Source organism: Bacillus vallismortis (assembly GCF_040784915.1).
Classification (GTDB): Bacteria; Bacillota; Bacilli; order Bacillales; family Bacillaceae; genus Bacillus; species Bacillus subtilis_G.
The window spans coordinates 3,477,581-3,496,711 of the sequence record NZ_CP160797.1; the positions used below are offsets into that span (position 1 = coordinate 3,477,581).

20 protein-coding genes are annotated in these 19,131 nt (G+C 44.4%); 6 read left to right on the forward strand and 14 right to left on the reverse strand.

Annotation, left to right across the window (positions count from 1 at the left end):
- Positions 1–73: 73 nt before the first annotated feature.
- Complete coding sequence (locus ABZM97_RS17430; protein WP_087991154.1) at positions 74–1,774, forward strand: methyl-accepting chemotaxis protein; 1,701 nt, start codon at positions 74–76, stop codon at positions 1,772–1,774.
- A 42-nt stretch (positions 1,775–1,816) separates the two neighbouring features.
- On the opposite strand, the gene opuBD is transcribed toward ABZM97_RS17430, so the two are convergent.
- From opuBD to opuBA, 4 genes are read right to left on the reverse strand one after another with little or no spacing between them, the layout of a single operon-like run.
- Positions 1,817–2,497, reverse strand: a complete 681-nt coding sequence (gene opuBD / locus ABZM97_RS17435) for a choline ABC transporter permease OpuBD (RefSeq protein ID WP_367387017.1) — start codon at positions 2,495–2,497, stop codon at positions 1,817–1,819.
- A gap of 16 nt (positions 2,498–2,513) precedes the next feature.
- On the reverse strand, positions 2,514–3,434 hold the full coding sequence (gene opuBC / locus ABZM97_RS17440) for a choline ABC transporter substrate-binding lipoprotein OpuBC (RefSeq protein ID WP_087991156.1): 921 nt from the start codon (positions 3,432–3,434) through the stop codon (positions 2,514–2,516).
- Positions 3,435–3,445: 11 nt separating this feature from the next.
- Entirely contained in the window at positions 3,446–4,099 is a 654-nt protein-coding gene (opuBB, locus tag ABZM97_RS17445) for a choline ABC transporter permease OpuBB (RefSeq protein ID WP_148962770.1), read from the reverse strand.
- A 14-nt stretch (positions 4,100–4,113) separates the two neighbouring features.
- Complete coding sequence (gene opuBA / locus ABZM97_RS17450; protein WP_202328021.1) at positions 4,114–5,259, reverse strand: choline ABC transporter ATP-binding protein OpuBA; 1,146 nt, start codon at positions 5,257–5,259, stop codon at positions 4,114–4,116.
- Between the two features lie 284 nt (positions 5,260–5,543).
- On the opposite strand from opuBA, the gene ABZM97_RS17455 reads away from it, so the two are divergent.
- A complete protein-coding gene (locus ABZM97_RS17455) occupies positions 5,544–6,077 on the forward strand; it encodes a GbsR/MarR family transcriptional regulator (RefSeq protein ID WP_087991159.1) in 534 nt (177 codons plus the stop codon).
- Between the two features lie 34 nt (positions 6,078–6,111).
- Here the strand turns inward: ABZM97_RS17455 and opuCD are convergent, their stop codons facing one another.
- Genes opuCD through opuCA form a run of 4 tightly spaced genes read right to left on the reverse strand, consistent with a single transcriptional unit; the run spans position 6,112 to position 9,544 of the window.
- A complete protein-coding gene (opuCD, locus tag ABZM97_RS17460; RefSeq protein ID WP_087991160.1) occupies positions 6,112–6,780 on the reverse strand; it encodes a glycine betaine/carnitine/choline/choline sulfate ABC transporter permease OpuCD in 669 nt (222 codons plus the stop codon).
- A 17-nt stretch (positions 6,781–6,797) separates the two neighbouring features.
- Complete coding sequence (gene opuCC, locus ABZM97_RS17465) at positions 6,798–7,715, reverse strand: osmoprotectant ABC transporter substrate-binding lipoprotein OpuCC (protein WP_289348208.1); 918 nt, start codon at positions 7,713–7,715, stop codon at positions 6,798–6,800.
- 13 nt (positions 7,716–7,728) lie between these two features.
- Positions 7,729–8,382, reverse strand: a complete 654-nt coding sequence (gene opuCB / locus ABZM97_RS17470; RefSeq protein ID WP_087991162.1) for a glycine betaine/carnitine/choline/choline sulfate ABC transporter permease OpuCB — start codon at positions 8,380–8,382, stop codon at positions 7,729–7,731.
- A gap of 22 nt (positions 8,383–8,404) precedes the next feature.
- Positions 8,405–9,544, reverse strand: coding sequence for an osmoprotectant ABC transporter ATP-binding protein OpuCA (opuCA, locus tag ABZM97_RS17475; protein WP_202328017.1), 1,140 nt, complete (start codon positions 9,542–9,544; stop codon positions 8,405–8,407).
- A 263-nt stretch (positions 9,545–9,807) separates the two neighbouring features.
- Here opuCA and ABZM97_RS17480 point away from each other — a divergent pair, with 263 nt between their 5' ends.
- The 3 genes from ABZM97_RS17480 to ABZM97_RS17490 all read left to right on the forward strand — a co-directional run bounded on the left by ABZM97_RS17480 (position 9,808) and on the right by ABZM97_RS17490 (position 12,252).
- Positions 9,808–10,365, forward strand: coding sequence for a GbsR/MarR family transcriptional regulator (locus tag ABZM97_RS17480; RefSeq protein ID WP_087991163.1), 558 nt, complete (start codon positions 9,808–9,810; stop codon positions 10,363–10,365).
- A gap of 432 nt (positions 10,366–10,797) precedes the next feature.
- Complete coding sequence (locus ABZM97_RS17485; protein ID WP_087991164.1) at positions 10,798–11,412, forward strand: PH domain-containing protein; 615 nt, start codon at positions 10,798–10,800, stop codon at positions 11,410–11,412.
- Between the two features lie 141 nt (positions 11,413–11,553).
- Positions 11,554–12,252, forward strand: a complete 699-nt coding sequence (locus ABZM97_RS17490; protein ID WP_367387018.1) for a zinc ribbon domain-containing protein — start codon at positions 11,554–11,556, stop codon at positions 12,250–12,252.
- Between the two features lie 38 nt (positions 12,253–12,290).
- Here the strand turns inward: ABZM97_RS17490 and ABZM97_RS17495 are convergent, their stop codons facing one another.
- Complete coding sequence (locus ABZM97_RS17495; protein ID WP_367387019.1) at positions 12,291–14,105, reverse strand: zinc ribbon domain-containing protein; 1,815 nt, start codon at positions 14,103–14,105, stop codon at positions 12,291–12,293.
- Between the two features lie 126 nt (positions 14,106–14,231).
- On the opposite strand from ABZM97_RS17495, the gene ABZM97_RS17500 reads away from it, so the two are divergent.
- Positions 14,232–14,699: a GNAT family N-acetyltransferase gene (locus ABZM97_RS17500; RefSeq protein WP_367387020.1), complete on the forward strand. Its 468-nt coding sequence runs from the start codon at positions 14,232–14,234 to the stop codon at positions 14,697–14,699.
- Between the two features lie 45 nt (positions 14,700–14,744).
- Here the strand turns inward: ABZM97_RS17500 and ABZM97_RS17505 are convergent, their stop codons facing one another.
- The 5 genes from ABZM97_RS17505 to ABZM97_RS17525 are packed head-to-tail and all read right to left on the reverse strand — an operon-like array spanning position 14,745 to position 19,128.
- Positions 14,745–15,977: an MFS transporter gene (locus ABZM97_RS17505; RefSeq protein WP_367387021.1), complete on the reverse strand. Its 1,233-nt coding sequence runs from the start codon at positions 15,975–15,977 to the stop codon at positions 14,745–14,747.
- Positions 15,955–16,872, reverse strand: coding sequence for a TIM barrel protein (locus ABZM97_RS17510; protein ID WP_367387022.1), 918 nt, complete (start codon positions 16,870–16,872; stop codon positions 15,955–15,957). Before ABZM97_RS17510 ends, ABZM97_RS17505 begins: the two co-directional genes overlap by 23 nt.
- A 3-nt stretch (positions 16,873–16,875) precedes the next feature.
- Entirely contained in the window at positions 16,876–17,553 is a 678-nt protein-coding gene (locus ABZM97_RS17515; RefSeq protein ID WP_367387503.1) for a PIG-L deacetylase family protein, read from the reverse strand.
- Complete coding sequence (locus ABZM97_RS17520; protein ID WP_367387023.1) at positions 17,516–18,274, reverse strand: WbqC family protein; 759 nt, start codon at positions 18,272–18,274, stop codon at positions 17,516–17,518. The genes ABZM97_RS17515 and ABZM97_RS17520 overlap by 38 nt, the downstream gene beginning before the upstream one ends.
- Positions 18,247–19,128 (reverse strand): GNAT family N-acetyltransferase, encoded by an 882-nt coding sequence (locus ABZM97_RS17525; RefSeq protein ID WP_367387024.1) that lies wholly within the window; start codon positions 19,126–19,128, stop codon positions 18,247–18,249. Before ABZM97_RS17525 ends, ABZM97_RS17520 begins: the two co-directional genes overlap by 28 nt.
- Between the last annotated feature and the right edge of the window lie 3 nt (positions 19,129–19,131).

Here is a 19,131-nt window from a genome sequence, read left to right on the forward strand (position 1 = left end):
TTCAGGTGAAAAAACGATTTCTCAGCCGATATATAGTACAACCACACATTACGTTTTTAAAGGAGACCACTATATGCGACTGACGATTTCCCGCAAATTCAGCCTGGTATTTTTGACACTGATCCTGATCAACTTACTTGTAGGCGGAATAGGCGCTTTTAATATGCAGCATATCATTCAAAAGACAGATGAAATCAACACAAAATGGATTGACGGCATCAAGGAAATTACATCGGTTAATTATTTGACCGAACACCTATCTTCTAAAGAAAAGGATTTTCTGATTTACACAGAAAAAAGCAAAATGGATACGCTTGATCAAGAAATGAATCAGATTCTTGAAGACATCAAACATAAGCTAGACAGCTACGAAAAAACGATTTCAAATGATAAAGAGCAAAAGCTGTTCGAGCAGCTTCAAACTGAAGTGAACACCTATACTGATATTCATGCGCAAATTATAGAAAGCGGCCGCACGAATGATATGGACAAAGCAAGAGGTTTATTGGTTCAGACTGAAGCCAGCTTTGAGGAGATGAAAAAATCACTCACTCAGCTTGTTGACTTTAATAAAGAAGGCAGCAACACAGCGGTAAAAGAAACGAAGGACGTCTATCATAAAGGACTTATTTACACTGCTTTGCTTCTGGCAGCTTCGATTATTATCAGTATTGTCATCTGGCTTTATATCACTCGAAACATTGTAAAGCCTATCATTCGCATGAAGGAGTCTGCCAATCATATTGCCGAGGGAGATCTGTCGAATGACATGGAGCCGCTCAACTCAAAAGACGAGCTGGGCGATCTGAACGAAGCGCTGCAAAAAATGGTCGTTAATCTGAGAGATATTGTCGGATACTCCAAAGAAATCTCAAGCCGGGTTCTTTCTTCTTCACAAGTACTGGCAAACGCAACAAATGAAACGAGATCCGGCAGCAAACATATTACCGAAACGATGAACGAAATGGCTGAGGGCTCTGAACAGCAGGCCCAAGACGCCGTGACGATTGCCGAGTCGATGAATGAATTCACCGAAAGCATTGATAAAGCCTATAATCATGGCATGACCATCAGCGATACGTCTCAAAACGTTCTCGAACTCGCGGTAAGCGGAAACACAAATATGGATACGTCATTGCAGCAAATGAAAACCATCCATCATATCGTTCAGGAAGCCGTTCATAAAGTGAAGTCGCTGGAGCAGCATTCTCAGGATATCAACAAGCTCGTTCAGGTCATCAACGGCATTGCCGAGCAAACGAATTTGCTTTCACTTAACGCCGCCATTGAAGCTGCCCGCGCGGGAGAAAGCGGCAAAGGCTTCGCCGTTGTGGCAGAAGAGGTCAGAAAGCTGGCTGACGGCGTTTCTGATTCCGTGCAGGATATTACCCGGATTGTAGGCGGCACACAGCAGGAAATCCACATCGTCATTGAATACTTAGAAAGCAGCTTTACAGAAGTCGAAAGAGGAACAGAGAACCTGACAGACACCGGCCAGGCTATGCAGCATATCAAACAATCCGTCACTCACGTTGCAGACAGCATTAAAGAAGTAACAGATGGCCTGAAGCAGTTAACAAACCAATCAATTACCATCAACCAATCGATTGAAAATATCGCTTCTGTATCTGAAGAGTCGGCCGCAGGGATTGAAGAAACATTTTCGATTACCGAGCAATCCGCCCACTCTATGGATCAAGTGCTCCAGAATGCCGAAGAGCTTGAGCAGCTGGCGAAGAAGCTTAATGAGAAAATGGATCAGTTTACAATTTAAATAAAAAAAGAGGCTGGAGTCATCCAAGCCTCTTTTTCTATTCTATGCCGCTGTTTGAACGCGTTTCGCTCTGGTTCTTTTTTTCTTGACCGGACTTAATGCCCGCTCCAGCCAGGCCATTATCAAATCTGCTCCTACCGCCATCACCGCAGTCGGGATCGCCCCGGCGAGAATAATCGCAGTTCCGTTTGTCGCGTTTGATCCGCGGACGATCATATCCCCGAGACCCCCGGCGCCGACAAATGTGCCGATCGCTGTAATCCCGATGGCAATGACGAGAGCCGTGCGCAAGCCTGCCATAATGACAGAAAGCGCCAGCGGGAGCTCAACCATCAGGAGAACCTGAAATTTCGTCATGCCCATCGCTTTTCCCGATTCTAAGTAGGCGTGTTCAATGCTGACAATGCCTGTGTACGTGTTTCGGATAATCGGCAGGAGGGAATACAGAAATAATGATACAATCACGGTGTTTGCGCCGAGCCCCATAACAAGCATCAAGACGGCCAGCATGGCAAGCGCCGGGATTGTCTGAATAACGTTTGTTACGGCAAACACCCAAGCTGACAAGCGGCGAAAATGCGCAATAAGGATTCCGGCCGGAACTCCGACGGCAGCGGCAAACAAGACGCCGTAAGCCGACATGAGAAAGTGTCGGCCGAATTCTTCCATGACGTAGCTGCCGTTTTGCGCATAGTACGTCATTAACTGTTCAAGCACGTTCATTGGCTTCGTCCCCCTTTCACGATTCGAAGTAGTGATGCTTTTCTAAATATTCCTTGGCAACAACAGACGGTTCTTTTAGATTGCCGTCGACTTCGTAGTTAAGCTCCTGCATCGTGGCTGTGCCGATTTTCCCGATCATTTTCTGGATGATGCCTTCTAGTTCAGGATGTTCTTTCAGGACATGTTCCGGAACAACCGGAGAGCAGTCGTACGGAGGGAAAAATTGTTTATCATCCTTTAGCATTTTGAGCCCATAGGACTTGATTCTTCCGTCCGTGGAATATGCAAGCACAATGTCCATTTTTCCGTTTTTCGCCGCATCATACACAAGCCCGATCTGCATGGGATACGTGCCGCCGAATGCCATGCCGTAGGTTTTTGTAAAATCCTTATAGCCGTTCCCCTTCAGCTTCATCCAATAGTTATCAACGCCCAGCTTTAATTGCGGCGCCCATTTTTTAACGTCTGATACGGTTTCTAAGTGATATTGATCCGCAAGCTGTTGGCTGACCGTAAAGACGTACGTATTATCAAACCCGTAGGAATCATACCATTTTAAATCGTATCTTTTTTTAAACTCCCGCTGTGTCAGCGCCAGCGCTTTGTCCGGATCTTTTTCCGGTTCCATTCTCAGCGTGCCTGTCAGCGCGTCTCCGGTATATCTTGTGGCCGCGATGTCAATTTCCCCGTTCATTAAGGCCTGCTGCTGCACCGCGTTGGAACCGAGATTTTTAATGGTTGTTGTTTTCAGATCAGTATAGTGTTCGATCATCTGGCCAAGCATGCTGGCGATGATTTCTGATTCGCTCATGCTTTGCGCGCCGATCTTAATGGTCTGGTCTGAAGCGGCGCTGAGGCCCGGAAGCGAACAGCCGCTCAACGTCATCATTGCTGCGAGCGTTAAACCGATCATCCATTTAAGATATTTTCTTTTCATGAGCCGCCTCCTTATGAAACTTCCTTCAATCTCTGCATGCCGGCAGGTGTCAGTTTTCGTTCAGCCACCGCCAGCACATAATCTATCACAATCGCCAATATTGTGACGGGCACCGCGCCGCCAATGATATATTCCGGCTGATATAAATTCAGTCCGATAAAAATGTAATCCCCCAATCCGCCGCCTCCGATAAAGGAAGCAAGCGTAGCCCAGCCGATTAAGTAAATCGTCGATGTTCTGATTCCCGCCATGATGACAGGCGCGGCAAGCGGCAGTTCCACCAAACGGACTTGTTCAGCCGGCGTCATTCCGATGCCTTTACCAGACTCGAGCAGATTTTTGTTGACGCCGCGAATGCCGGTATACGTGTTGCGCAGAATCGGCAGAACGGAATAGAAAAACAAGGCCACAATAGCCGGAACTTTCCCGACACCTAAGAGCGGAATAAAAAAAGCGAGAATCGCCAGACTCGGCAGCGTTTGAATGATATTGACAATACCGATAATCGCGCCGGCCCCCTTCTTCATTCTGGTAAGCACAACCCCGAGGGGTACGGCAACGATTACGCCTAAGATGACAGCAATGAGCGATATCGTGATATGCTCATATGTTTTATAAAGGAGCTCTCCCCCGTTGGTTTGCAAAAATTGAACAATATGATGCATGACTTATCGCCTCCCTATGACAACACCGTGAGCTGCTTTTCTTCTCCCCAAAGGGAGTCATACACAATGTCGACCAGACTCGCTCTCGTCACAATTCCGATTAAGCGCCGGTCTTCATCCACAACAGGGACATATTTGACACCCCGTTTTAAAATTTTGCGGACCGTGTCGCGCAGCAATGTGCCGCCCAATACGGTGTAAAGGTCTTCATGTAAAACCTCTCCTACAAGATTGGCTTTTTTCCGGCATTGATCAATGATTTCAACATCCACATAGCCTTGGAGAACATGCCCGTCATCGACGACAAGCAAAGAATCGACACGCTTCTGCCTCATCAGCTGAATCGATTCAGAAAGCGTTTTATCCGCGGTGATCGTCACGGGCTGCGTGTTCATAATCTGGTCAACCCGTTCAACATCAGGGCTGGATGACTGGATCAGCCGCTCCTTGCCGATAAATTCTTCAACAAATTCATCAGCCGGATTTCTCAAAATGTCATCGGGCGTTCCAACTTGAACGATTTCTCCCGCTCTCAAAATCACAATCCGGTCTGCCAGTTTAATCGCTTCATCCATATCGTGGGTAACAAATACGATGGTTTTATGTAAGGTTTTTTGCAGTTTTTTAAATTCTTCCTGAAGGGAATCCCTCGTAATCGGGTCGAGCGCCCCAAACGGTTCATCCATTAAGATAAGCGGCGGCTCCGCGGCAAGTGCCCGTAATACACCAATTCGCTGCTGCTGTCCCCCGCTTAATTCATGAGGGTAACGGTCCAAATATTCCGGTCCCATATCGACCAATTTCAGAAGTTCACGCGCCCGCTCTTTCCGCTGCTGTTCAGGCCATTTCAGCAGTTTAGGAACAAGTGAGATGTTCTGCTGAATGGTCATATGCGGAAACAGGCCGATCTGCTGAATGACATAGCCGATCTTACGCCTAAGCTCGACAGGGTCCTGTTCCATGATGTTTTCGCCGTCAATGAAAATCTTGCCGGCGGAAGGCTCAATTAATCGGTTAATCATTTTCATTGTTGTCGTTTTTCCGCAGCCGCTCGGGCCGATGAAACAGATAAATTCGCCTTTTGCAATCTTAAGATTCACGTTATTCACGGCTTTTTTGCCGCCCTTGTATGTTTTCGAGACATTTTCTAATGTCAGCAAACATCGCACCTCCAAAATTAAATTTATTCAATTCGTTCAGTTTATATTTAATTTTTCAGACAATTGAATGCTTCCCATTATAGAATAAAGTTTATAAAATAAAAAGTTTACAATTTGTTCATATTGTTTATAAAGTATGTATAAATGCTGATTTACCCCCATTGACCTGCAATGATCTCCTTATTGCTCCAATTTCCTGCCAAATTCTCTTGTTACAGCATTTCCGCCGTATCAAAAATGTGGTATATTGACATCGGAATTGTTAGCTGAAAGGATTGAAACCGTTGGAGAAAGATCCGTTAACGATCATTGAACAAGCTGAAGACCATTTAGTAGAAAGAATCGCGGAAAACATGCATGCATTTGGAATGCCCTCTACGGTCGGACGTGTGCTGGGCATTATTTATATGAATCGAAAACCGATGACGCTGACCGAATTGTCTGAAGCGACCGGCATGAGCAAAACTCGCATGAGCCAGGTTGTGCGGGAAATGCTTGATGCCAACATTGCCGAGAAGGTATTTGAAAAGGGCGTGCGAAAAGATTTATATGAGGTGGAGCAAGATTACTACCAAACGTTTATCACGCTGTTTACAGCCACTTGGAGCAAAGTCGTCAGCAAAAATAAAATGATGCATAAAAAACTCAATCGGGAGCTGCTCAGCATCTTGGACGAAGAGCTTACCCCTGAAGCGGAAGAAAAAGTGAATGAGCTGCTGAAGGAATTAAAGGAATGGCTCGATTATTATCATTGGCTCGGCCGTTTGATTGAGTTTTTTGAGAGCGAAGAGATTTTTAAATATGTGCCGAAGCCGTAAAAAACGCCCTGTTTTTTCCACAAGGCGTTTTTTCTTATGCGGCGCCGGCCAGTTTTTTCTTCTTTTTAATCGGGCTTAACGCGCGTTCAAGCCAGCCCATGACCAAATCAGCAATCACCGCCATCAGAGCCGTGGGGATCGCGCCCGCCAATATAATCGCGGTACCGTTTGTTGCGTTTGATCCCCTGACGATGATGTCCCCGAGTCCGCCTGCACCGACAAATGTCCCGATGGCCGTAATGCCGATGGCGATGACAAGCGCGGTGCGGAGGCCGGCCATAATGACAGAAAGCGCAAGCGGAAGCTCGACCATCCGCAGCACTTGAAATTTCGTCATTCCCATCGCTTTTCCGGATTCAAGATAGGCGTGTTCAATGCTGATAATCCCTGTATACGTATTCCTGATAATCGGCAAAAGAGAATACAGAAATAATGACAATATCACCGTATTAGCGCCCAGTCCCATGACAAGCATCAGCACGGCCAGCATGGCGAGGGCCGGGATCGTCTGAATGACGTTCGTCACCGCAAAAATCCACCCGCTTAACATTCTGTATCTGGCGATCAGGATGCCGAGCGGAATTCCAACAATGGCCGCAAACAAAACGCCGTACACCGACATCAGAAAATGGCGGTAAAACTCCTGCAGCACGTAACCGCCGTTTTGCGAATAGTAGGTGCCAAGCTGCTGTAGTACTTCCATATGATCCGCCTCTTTTCTTAGTCAAAATAATGATGTTTCTCTAAAAATTCCTTTGCTACGACAGACGGCTCCTTCAGCTTGCCATCCACTTCATAGTTAAGCTCCTGCATCGTTTCCGTATCGATTTGCCCAATCAGCTTATTGATCACACCTTCAAGCTCCGGATGCTCCTTGAGCACCTTTTCCGGAATCACCGGTGAACAGTCATACGGCGGGAAAAACCGCTTATCGTCTGTTAAGATTTTCAGGTCATAGGCTTTAATCCGTCCATCCGTTGAATAGGCAAGAACAGCATCCATTTTCCCGTTTTTCACCGCGTCATAGACAAGCCCGATCTGCATCGGATAGGTTGTGCCGAATTCAAAGCCATACGTGCTGACAAAGCCTTTATATCCGTCGCCTTTTCGTTTCAGCCAGGCATTGTCGACGCCCAGTTTATATTGGGAAGCATTTTTTTTCAGGTCAGACACGGTGTTGAGATGCTCCTTTTCCGCAAACGTTTTTGTCACGGTAAAAGCATATGTGTTTTCAAACCCATAGGAATCAAACCATTTATAGGAAAAGCGCTTTTCAAATTCGTTCTGCACGATGTTCAGCGCTTTTTCCGGGTCTTTCTCCGCTTCCTTGCCGAGGGTGCTTGTTAAATCCGTCCCGGAATAGCGCGTGGCAGAAATATCAACATCACCGCCGAGCATCGCTTGGTGCTGAACATAGTTGGACCCGAGGTTTTTCACTAAATCGGTATTCAAATCGGTATCATGTTCAATAAGCTGCGCGATCATATTCGCTAAAATTTCTGATTCTGTCATGCTTTGCGCCCCGATTTTGATCGTATCGTCTGAAGCGCCGCCAAGTCCCGGCAGAGAACAGCCGCCAAGCAGCAGGACAAAGGCGAGAGCGAACGCGCCTAGCCATTTGATTTTTTTCGTTTTCAACAGAGCCAACTCCTTACGAAACTTCCTTCATCCCTTGCAGTCCTTTCGGCGTCACCTTCCGTTCTGTCACAGCCAGCACATAATCAATGATAATCGCCAGGATCGTGACCGGGACGGCGCCGCCAATGATATATTCAGGCTGATACAGGTTCAGGCCGATAAAAATGTAGTCACCGAGACCGCCGCCCCCGATAAACGACGCAAGTGTCGCCCAGCCGATTAAGTAGATCGTTGACGTACGGATTCCCGCCATAATGATCGGAATCGCCAGCGGGATTTCGACGAGCCGAATCTGCTCCCAGCCGGTCATGCCGATCCCCTTTCCCGATTCCAGCAGATTTTTGTTTACACCTTTGATGCCTGTATACGTATTGCGCAGGATCGGCAGCACCGAATAGAAAAATAAAGCGACAATCGCAGGCACTTTCCCTACACCGAGAAGCGGAATAAAAAAGGCTAAAATCGCCAAACTCGGCAGGGTTTGCACAATGTTGACGACACCTATAATCGCGCCTGCGCCTTTTTTCATTCTAGTAAGTGCAACGCCGAGCGGCACCGCAACGATAATTCCCAATACAACAGCAATGAGTGAAATATATATATGCTCTCCTGTTTTATACAGCAGCTCTCCGCCATTCGTTTGCAAAAAAGTCATCATTTGATTCATCTTAAAAGAGCTCCTTCCCTGGTCAGATCGTCATGAGCTGGTCTTCCTCGCCCCATATGGAATCGTACACGATATCAACAAGGCTCGCTCTTGTCACAATGCCAGCTAAATGGTTCTGTTCATCCACCACCGGAACATATTTAATTCCCTGCTTCAGGATCTTACGGACCGTATCGCGCAGAAGCGCCCCTTTTTGTACGGTATACATATCCGAGCGGTATACTTCGCCAACGACGCTCGCTTTTTTGCGGTTTTGATCAATCATTTCCACATCAACATAGCCCTTCAGCACATTTTGTTTGTCTACAACAAGCAGCGAATCGACACGTTTTTCTCTCATCAGCTGAATCGCCTGGGAAAGCGTTTTGTCAGCTGATATCGTCACAGGCGTTCTGTTCATCATTTGCTCCACCCGCTCGATATCCGGCCTTGACTGGATCAGGCGTTCTTTCCCGATAAACTCTTCAACAAATTCATTGGCCGGGTTTCGGAGAATCTCATCAGGCGTACCGACTTGAACGATTTCGCCCGCTTTTAAAATCACGATCCTGTCAGCAAGCTTAATCGCTTCATCCATATCGTGTGTGACAAACACAATCGTTTTGTTTAAGGTTCTCTGCAGTTTTTTGAATTCTTCCTGAAGGGAATCACGTGTAATCGGATCAAGCGCTCCGAACGGTTCATCCATTAAAATGAGAGGGGGTTCCGCAGCCAGTGCGCGCAGCACTCCGATTCTTTGCTGCTGTCCGCCGCTGAGCTCATGGGGATAACGGTCTAAATATTCCGGGCCCATATCCACAAGCTTTAACAGCTCTCTCGCCCGTTCTTTCCGTTTTTCTTCAGGCCATTTCAGCAGTTTCGGCACGAGTGAGATATTCTGCTGGATGGTCATGTGAGGGAACAAACCAATCTGCTGAATGACATAGCCGATTTTTCTCCTCAGTTCTACCGGGTCCTGTTCCATCATATTTTCTCCATCGATAAAGATCTTTCCTGACGATGGCTCTATCAATCTGTTGATCATTTTCATCGTCGTCGTTTTTCCGCAGCCGCTCGGGCCGATAAAACAGACAAACTCACCTTTGGCAATATCTAAATCAACGCAGTTCACAGCTTTTTTGCCGCCCTTATATACTTTTGACACTTGTTCCAATTTCAGCAATCCGTGCACCTCCGCAGGTTCCTTATAAATTTTCTGAAAAGTATAACCTTTATTATAGTTTGAACTTTATAAAATAAAAAGTTTATAATGTGTTGAAATTATATGTTATTTACAGATTATTTATTGTTATGACCAAGGCGTAAAGGGAGTTCTTACAATTACGCCGGATACCTCCCTCTTTCTCTGCATTCAGCTATTTTCAACAACTGGCAGAAATATGATATATTGACTCCATCAATTGCCATTTGAAGGGATGATCAGCTGTGGAAAAAACTGCTCTCGACATCATTGAACATGCTGAAGAGCATCTCATTGAGAAGATTGCCGAAAATATGCAGACGTTTGGCATGCCTTCCACTGTCGGACGTGTGCTTGGGATTATTTATATGAATCGAAAACCGATGACGTTAAGCGAGCTGTCAGAGGCAACAGGCATGAGCAAAACACGGATGAGCCAAGTGGTCCGTGAAATGATTGATGCCAATATTGCCGAAAAGGTGTTTGAAAAAGGGGTAAGAAAAGATCTTTACGACGTTGAGCAGGATTATTATCAAACCTTCATTTCTTTATTTGCGGCGAACTGGACTAAGGTCGTGAGTAAAAACAAAGTACTGTATAAAAAATTAAACCGGGAGCTGACTGATCTTTTGCAAAAGGACGGGCTTACCCCTGAGACTGAGGAGAAAGTCAACCAGCTATTACATGAATTAAGAGAATGGCTCAATTACTATGACTGGGTGAGCCGCTTAATTGATTTTTTTGAAAGTGAAGAAGTGTTTCAATACGTGCCGAAAGCAATAGAAAGCAGCTCCCGCAAGTAAGGGAACTGCTTTTTGAATGTATCGAAAACATGTCTTTCAGCCCTGCACCGATCATCACTTCCGCTAAGATGAATCCCATCAGTCTGGTAATGACATTCATCTCTATTTTCCCGAGTTTGCTATTCAATGAAAGAAGAATAGTGAAAAAAGGGGCTATGCCGACCATCACAACGAGATCAAGAATAACGTTGCTAAGCCTGGCGCTATGGATCATGACGCACACTCGTGACGGCATCTGCGATAATCGGATTAGATAGAGGCGCGACTGACCTATCCGCTTTTCCCTTGCTTTCCTTATGTTTATCATGAGGAGAGACATTCAATAGATAATTAATGAAATATGCCGCCCGTTACGTATAAAACGTTTGTAGCCTGCCAGAAACACTCCATGCTACAATGAAGTGACAAATTGACTAGGAAGGACGTATACAGATGTTCAAAAAAATTGCAGCAGATGCACTGGGCTTATCTGATATCGGAAAAATTATCGAACCTCAGGATTATGACAAGACAGATGCTGATGACTATGTCATGCATGAAGACAATGAAAAAATATATTTCTTGATTAAAACGAAAGCAGACGAATACTGCTTTACGAATCTAGCTCTGATCCATGTAGACGGAGAACGCGCCACTTCCTCAAAACGAACGTTAAAACGCTATCCTTACTCTCAATTCAAAATTTCTGATGTCTTTCTGGAAACCGCGGGAAAAGTCGATCTAGATGTTGAGATTAAATTTAAACTGGGCGCGGAAAAATTCGACATCGATGTGCACAAAGACCAAATTGAAAAGTTAAAAGATCTATATAAAGCACTGCTTCGGATTGCTGAAACAACTTATGAAAATGATATTTTAATCAATCAGGCGGAACAAAGCTTGGATAAAGCCGTGACAATTCTTCACCACACCCGCCCCGAGCACGTCAATCTTGAAACGCAATATAAAGAGCTGACCGAATTCGGTTTCACTTGGCTGACATCCGTTCGCTCGCAGTATCATATTAAGGATTTTGGAGATGTATTTGAGAAATATATTAATAACTAGCATAAAAAAGACACGGCTTCTATTAGGCTCGTGTCTTTTTTGTGGCATTTTTGTATGAATACTGGTTACTTTACTACATTTTTCTTTTATAATAAAACTATTAGTCTATTTTCCCTATATTACAGGTAAAGGAGTTATTTTATGTATTGTCCTCAATGCGGCCATCAAACAGATGGCGGAAAGTTTTGTGAGAAATGCGGATCACCGCTCCCCGGTCAGTCAGGCCAGCAGCAGGCAGCTCAAACTGGAGCCGCTGCAAAGCAAGCGGCAAAACAGTTCGGTTCATTTGTTTTGGCCGTCCTGAAACGCCCTTATCAGGAATGTAAAACAACGGGCGGCGAACAGCTGGTCAGCGCGATTATTACGATGGTTCTGTTCAGTTTGCTGACCCCTTTGATGTTTTATATTCTTTTTTCAGACGGTCCCGGCAGCGTAAGCTTTACAGCAATCTTTTTAGAGCCAACCATTTATTTTGCCCTGTTTCTTTTCTTTTTGCATGCATTGATCTTTTTCGCCTTGAAAATCGCGGGAAAGCAAGTATCTTTCAAAGATTCATTTTCCAGATTTGGCGCGTTTCTCATTCCGTTTACAGCTATTTTGGTTCTTGCCCTTTTATTCTTTTTATTGCATACAGACATTTGCTTCACCATATTAGCCGTTGGTTTAATTGGCGCATTCTTCGCCATTCCTCCTGCGATGCTGAGCAGTTACCAGCATTCATATAAAGGAAAGGTTGATGTCATTTACTCAACGATTGTCATTTATTTGATCACCTGCGTTACATTCCAGCTTATGATCGAACACTATATGAAAGAGATTTTCCATTACATATTCTTTTAAAAAACAACCCCATCACCTGCTGGTGATGGGGGTTGTTTTTATTGAATAGACGTTAAGTAAATTCTTCCGTTCTTCACTGTGCCTGTGTAGGTCCAGTTATAGGTTCTCAGTTTTGGGCTGCCGCCTGATTTTGTGATATAGAATTCTTCATATGTCTTAATCGTGATCGCTGATCCATTTTGACTCCAGCTTTTCACTTCATAGTTATTAAAGTCTTCAGTTGTCCCCTCTTTATTTAATTTCGTTACGAGATGCTGCTGGTCGGAATAAAGAGAACTGCCTTTTTCAAGGCTGTCTTCCATCAGCGAGAATTGATTTTGATTTACCGCATCTGCCTGGCTTTGCAAATAACTGCCCATAAATAATGTCACTTGTTCATCTGTCACATTACCGCTTGCAGAGCTTTCACTGTCTTTGTTTTTCGAGCCTTCCCAGGCGGACGCGTACGTCTCCGGCTTATCATTTTTGATTTTCTTTATATTTGTTCCGGCCGATTCGAATGTTGATTCTGCTTCTTCAAAAATCCACTTTTTCTGTTTTTTATCATATGAAAGGAGATATTCGTAACTCGGACTGTCATCAGTCATTTCGGATTTTGTATAGTCGTTATACGAAGAAGACTGGTGCAGTTCTTTTCCTTTTACTGATACCTGCCACGTCCCGTCGTTTTTCTGAGAAAGAGCGAATGTATCCAGATCAAAATCAGTTTCTAAATATTTATCTTTTAAGTAAGAATTCGTGTATTTCATAGAATCGACGGTATCCTTCGCCTGTGCCTTCCATTTGGCGCTCGCCTCTGTCATCTGGGCTGTATTCCCATCTGATAGCGCTTTGGAATACTGTTTAGTTGTTTTGACAATCGTGTTCATAATCGTTTCCTGTGTGTCTTGATCAGGAATTAAAGTGATCTCCATTTCTTTATGGTCGATTGGCACGCCCGCTGTTTTGGTTTTTCCCCACGGAAACTCTGCTTCGACCGCAGCCGTCATGGACCCGTCTGTCAGAAGAGGGCCGTATGTGACGGATTTGAACGGGTCTTTATGAATCGACTTGCCGTTAATCAGCAAATCTCCCTTCCCGCTTTTGATGTCATCCGCTAAGCTGAATGTCACATCGTCTGCTTCCAATGAGAGATCAACACGAAAGCTGTTATCGCCAACAGCCTGAATGTCTTCCTTTTTCACGAGATCGACGACATCGTTTTTCAGTTTGGCAGAGACGGTATATTCGCCGGGAATGTACGGCCCGAGGGTTTGTGCTTGATCCGCTTTCTTTACCGTTCCGGCATCCTCTTTATTCACATATAGATCTGCATTTTTATAATTGCTGGTCACTTCAAAGTAAACAGGTGCTATCTTTAAATCATAATGGTCAAATACGAGCAAGCTTCTCCCGTCTTTCTCCGCGTATACGATATCTTTTTGAACTGTTTCAGCACGCAGCGATGCAAAAAGCTCATCTTTTTTGTCAGGATGGTCCTTCAAATACGCAAGAAACGGTTCTACATTCTTTTTAGTCAGTTTAAGCTTGTCATTTACCGGCGTAAGGAGGGACGCGATTTGATCTTGATCCTCATCCTTTACAGCCTGTTCAAACTTGTCGACTAATCTATCCTTTGAAGTAAAGTACGCTCCGGTTTTATAGGCGGCGAATAATATAACGCACGCAGCGGCAATGCTGCTCCATAACACGATGGTTTTCTTAGGGATTGGTTTTCGCGGAGCCTGCCTCGTTTCAGCAGCGCTTGCTGTTTCTTTATGTGCCTGTCTGCTGCTCCCTCCGATCGGGGTGCCGCATTCTTTACAATACTTGGCTCCTTCTTTATTTTTTTGACCGCATTCCTTACAAAACATGTGACGTTCCTCCTATTTATGATCCACTATTTTGTACATATTTCCTATGTTACATATTTTATAATAGAATGGTATGAAATTGGAGGAAATCATGAAAATATCTCTATAAACATATGAAAAGGTGGAATGAACGTGCAAAAGCTCAGGATTCAAATAAGAGAAAAAACAAATGATGAATTATACGACCTATTGCTTCTTGCCGATCCGTCGAAGGACATTGTAGATGAATATCTTAAGAGAGGAGAATGTTACACAGCTTGGGCCGGTGATGAGCTTGCCGGTGTTTATGTATTGCTAAAAACGAGGCCGCAAACAGTTGAAATTGTAAATATAGCCGTAAAAGAATCTCATCAGAAGAAGGGCTTTGGCAAACAGCTTGTACAAGACGCCATCGAAAAGGCAAAGGAGCTGGGTGCAGACACGATTGAAATCGGCACGGGAAATTCCAGCATTCATCAGCTTTCTCTCTACCAAAAATGCGGATTCCGCCTTCAGGCGATCGACCATGATTTCTTTGTCAGACATTATGATGAGGACATTTTTGAAAATGGAATTCAATGCCGCGATATGGTGAGGCTTTATTTAGATCTTTAATAAAAGAGCTGCCGTATGATCATCGGCAGCTCTTTCATATAGAATTTAAAAAAACTGATTCGCTTTTTTTCCGGCATCCCTCTGCATTCCCTGCCTCACTGACAGGATGAAAAAAGTCAGTGCGAGGGTCAGACCGACAGCCAGAAAAATATAATCAGCGTCCATGAACACAAGAAGCACTGTGTAAACAGCTGCTGAAAGAGGCTCTCCCATCTTTACGATAGAAAAAATAAGCGCGAATATTCTTCCGAAGTATTCAGTGGGAACCGTCTTTTGAAAATACAAAACTGTTTGCACATCAATATATGAAATGATAATGCCTAGCACCAAAAAAATGGCACATTCCAGCCCGTTAAGCGAAAAAAACAAAAACATAATGAGCAGTCCTACCGCTGTTAACGTTCTGGGATAAAGCCGTTCTAGCCGCCTAGTGTTCCACTTAAAAAATACTGCAAGATTGCCTAAGAGCATACCGCCCTGAAACATTGAATACATGATGGCGAACCATACGGAATAGTTTTCATGAAAACGTTCAACTGCAAGAATCGGACCCATTACCGAAATAAACCCGGCAATGACAAGGTTGACGATAAAAAAATAACCGACAGAAGTCATCCAAGATGAGTTGCCTTTCAGCATTCTATACCCTGTCTTAAGGGCTTCTGCGCCTTTGCTTTTTAAACCGGCAGATTCTGAAATGTGAATAAGAGCAATCAATACAGCGGATACAAAAAATGCGGCTCCATTTATAAAAAAAAGCAGCCCGAACGGAATCGCCGCAATCAAAATTCCGCTGATCAGCTTTCCAACGATCAGACCAATTAGTTCGCTAGTATTTATTAAAGAAGTCGCTTGATCGAGATGTTTCTGAGGGACAAGCAGCGGAATAAGCGCCACTTTCGCCGGGGAAAAGAGCATCGATTGCAGTGATAAACAAAATGCGCATAGACCAATGATCCATACAGTTAACAAGCCATTGGCGCCAAGGACTGCCAAAAGAATCATAATGACTGTCCTTCCGGTATTACACACATATAATATGGATTTTTTTCGTACAGAATCAATGAAGGGGCCTGCAAAAATTCCGAAGGTCAGAGGAACGAGCTCGATAAAAGAAATCACCCCGACTAATACTTTGCTTCCGGTCAAATTGAGCACAAGGAGCGGAAGCGCGATGAGCCAGACGCCATCCGCCGCGGAAGAAAATACTTGTGCAGCCCAAAGCTTTGCATAATTTGGTGTTCGATATGCCGAATCACGTCCGTTTTTGATCTTCATCAGAAGCACCGCCGAACCATTCTAATGTTCTCCATGATTCTTTTCGTTGTGTATAGTCCTCTTCCATCACTTCAAATACGATACCCGTGCCATCCCCGCGGTGTATTTCCTTTAACATCTCCGCCGCTTGTCTAAGCAAAGTTTCATCAATCGTTCCTTCAGCGGGATGACGCCCTTCAAAACAGCGGACATCACCATGCGGGAAGGCTAGCTGGCGAAACGAACTGAAATGATAATGTTTAACGCTGTCCTTTAAGCTAAGAAACTGAAAAAAATCAGGGTATCTGAGCTTTTCATCCCTGAACATTAGTGATGTTGACAGATGTGTCTGATAGGTAATGGCCCAATGACAAAGATCCCATGTAATGCCGATATGTTTTAAACCAAGCTGAGTCAGTTCCTCAAAATCCTCAGGATAAATAAATATCGGGTCAAAGTCTTCTCCCAGATTTCCGATAATCGGCAGATTTTCGACTCCAATCCATATATCTGTCCCTTTCATCTCATCATCAAACGCAGCAAAAAATTCAATGACTTTTCTGCGGTTTCCTTCTAAATCATAGCCTTGAAATTCTTCAACAGACATAAATTGATTGGCATGAACAGTGATGCCCTTAGCGCCGTACAGATCCGCAAGCTCTGCAAAATGCAGCAGACGGTCCTTTATATGCGCTTCGTGAACATAATCCGCGTTGTCGGTTGGAAAATGAAGTGTCAATAATGACGGCTCAAGCTGTTTTGTATAATCAAGTGTCCGCTTAAAGGTTTTCACATAATCTGTTGCTTCAAACGATTTTCCGTCAAAAATGTTGGCTTCAAGACCGTATCCTGCTTCAACCCACTTTTTATCAATTTGCTTCGGGTCTAACCCGAAAAACGGTATTTGCGCAATCATCCGTCACCACGTCCCTCTCACAAGCATAAATGCTTCTGCTGCAGAAAAACCGGATTTAGCTCCCCATACGTATGCGTTATTTTCTATCGCTTGCAAGGACCGCGGATGCGGGAAGTCCCTCAGCTCCGAACCATAGCACGCCATAGCCTTCAGCTTCAGTTCAAGCTCTTCTTCTATATTAATGAAGAAATTTGCATGGAATTGATCCTTCTTCAAGTAGTTCCACTCAGTTGAGGATAAGGTTTCGTATGCGAGAACCTGTTTTACGGAATGACCTGGGAGCGGGCGGGTTGCCGTCATCACCGCTCTGAATACAACGGCGTGGTCAATATTAATATCACCGCCGTATTGTGTATATACAATATCTGGCTGAAACCGTTCAATTTGTTTTTCTGCTTCTTTTACCACATCCAGCAAATTCATTGAATCTAGCCTGTTATCAGGCAGGTTTAACCTGACAAAATCGCTTATGCCGAGCGAGTTAAGCGCTTGTTCCGTTTCACTATAGGAATGCTGCATGATCGAATCACAAGGTTTTTCGTAGTCTTCTTTTCTCGACGATTTTCCCTCAGCCATAATGACAGCCGACACACTGTCTCCTTGACGGACATGTTTCGCCAATGCTCCGCCGACACCGATAATTTCATCGTCCGGATGCGCCGCAAATACCATTACTTTCATCATATTGTCCCCCTTTGATTAACGTCTCGGACATATCCGCCCCACAATTCATTAGCAGATCAAGCATAGAGAGATGAGGAATGTGCTCTCCGAATAATTGCGGATAATGTATTGTCCTGATTTGCTGGTATTCGATCGTAATTCCGCTTCTATTAAAATCGCTTTCTATTAGATAGTCTGATCCTTGGCTGCCTGAATAATAGTGATCAGCCCCTAGTTCCTTGCAAAGCGCGAGCACAAAATCACTCTTTTTTTCCTTCCGGCATTCGAGCTCTGAAACATTGCAGATTGGCGTCGATATACGAAGTTCCCGCAGAAAAAAATCAATGATAAACATATTTAAATCGTGAAGGTACTCCCATTCCCGCTGATAGACATCTTTAAAAAACATTTGATACTCCTCGAAATAGGGTGCCTTTGCATAATTCATTTTAATCGCCATCCAATGTTTCTTCCGCCAGTCTTGTTCTTGATCGATTTTCATATCACGAAGCTCGATATCCTTATAATTTTTCATCTGCAGGGGCACAGTCAGCCACATCGAACCTTGAGAAGTTTTGATCCTATTCCGATTGAGAAATCCCTTTTTCTCAAACTGGGCTGTATCGTGAATCGCAAAAACATCTGATTTATGGATTTTTTCAAAAAAACCATACCATGGGAGGTAACTGGATTGATGGCCGCTTACGACTTTTACTCCGCTTCTGTGAAATATCGACATCGTTTCTCTTCAGCTCCCCAATATCGTTTCGGTCTGGCAATTTCTTTACTGTGAGAATATCCAAAATCAACCCATTGAAGCTTCTTGCCGATGGCGAATGATAAAGCGTTCCACATTAACAAATAAGAGGCCTGCGTTTCTTTACCGGCGGGGCTGTTTACATTCTGCCAATAATAAAAATGAGAATGGTCATATAGAAAAATACTGCTGCTGATCATGTCACTCTCAAGAAATGCCCCTACCCAAAAGACGTGCCTTCCAAGGCTTTCTAGCAGCTTTTGAAAAAAATCCTGACTCAGCATATAGGCTGCGCCGATAGCTGCTGTATGCGCCTTATACAATTCGTAAAACTCAGAGAGTGATTCTTGCCCGATTAGGCGGACGGACACATTTTTCTTCTCCGCATATCTGACGGCAGTCCGAGCTTTTCCCGAACAATTTGTCCATAGCTCTTCGAATGTATCGGGAAGCGGCAACATGTGTGTTGCTTTCTCCACCCATTGTTCCCCCGTTTCTTCGATAAAAGAAGTTTGGCCATGCGGAAGCAGGATCCGCGATAATTTCTGCCCAAATAATGCTTTGATTTCGCTTTGCAGCCATTTGAATGAAATCGGACGGTCTGAAATGACGCCGCCGTATCCGATCATATTGCCGCTGAGCAAGCCATTTTGCTCAAACACCGGAACATAGATCACTTGGCCGCCGTCCGATGTCAGCTTAACGGGGTGAAACGAAGTATTGGGGAGCTCTTCCATGAGCTTCCCCCAATCATAGTTTTGAAACAATCCAGCCTGAAATATGCCAGCGGCCCGATCCCATGCTTGACGAGTGATCAAATTTGCTGTTTTTTGCACGAT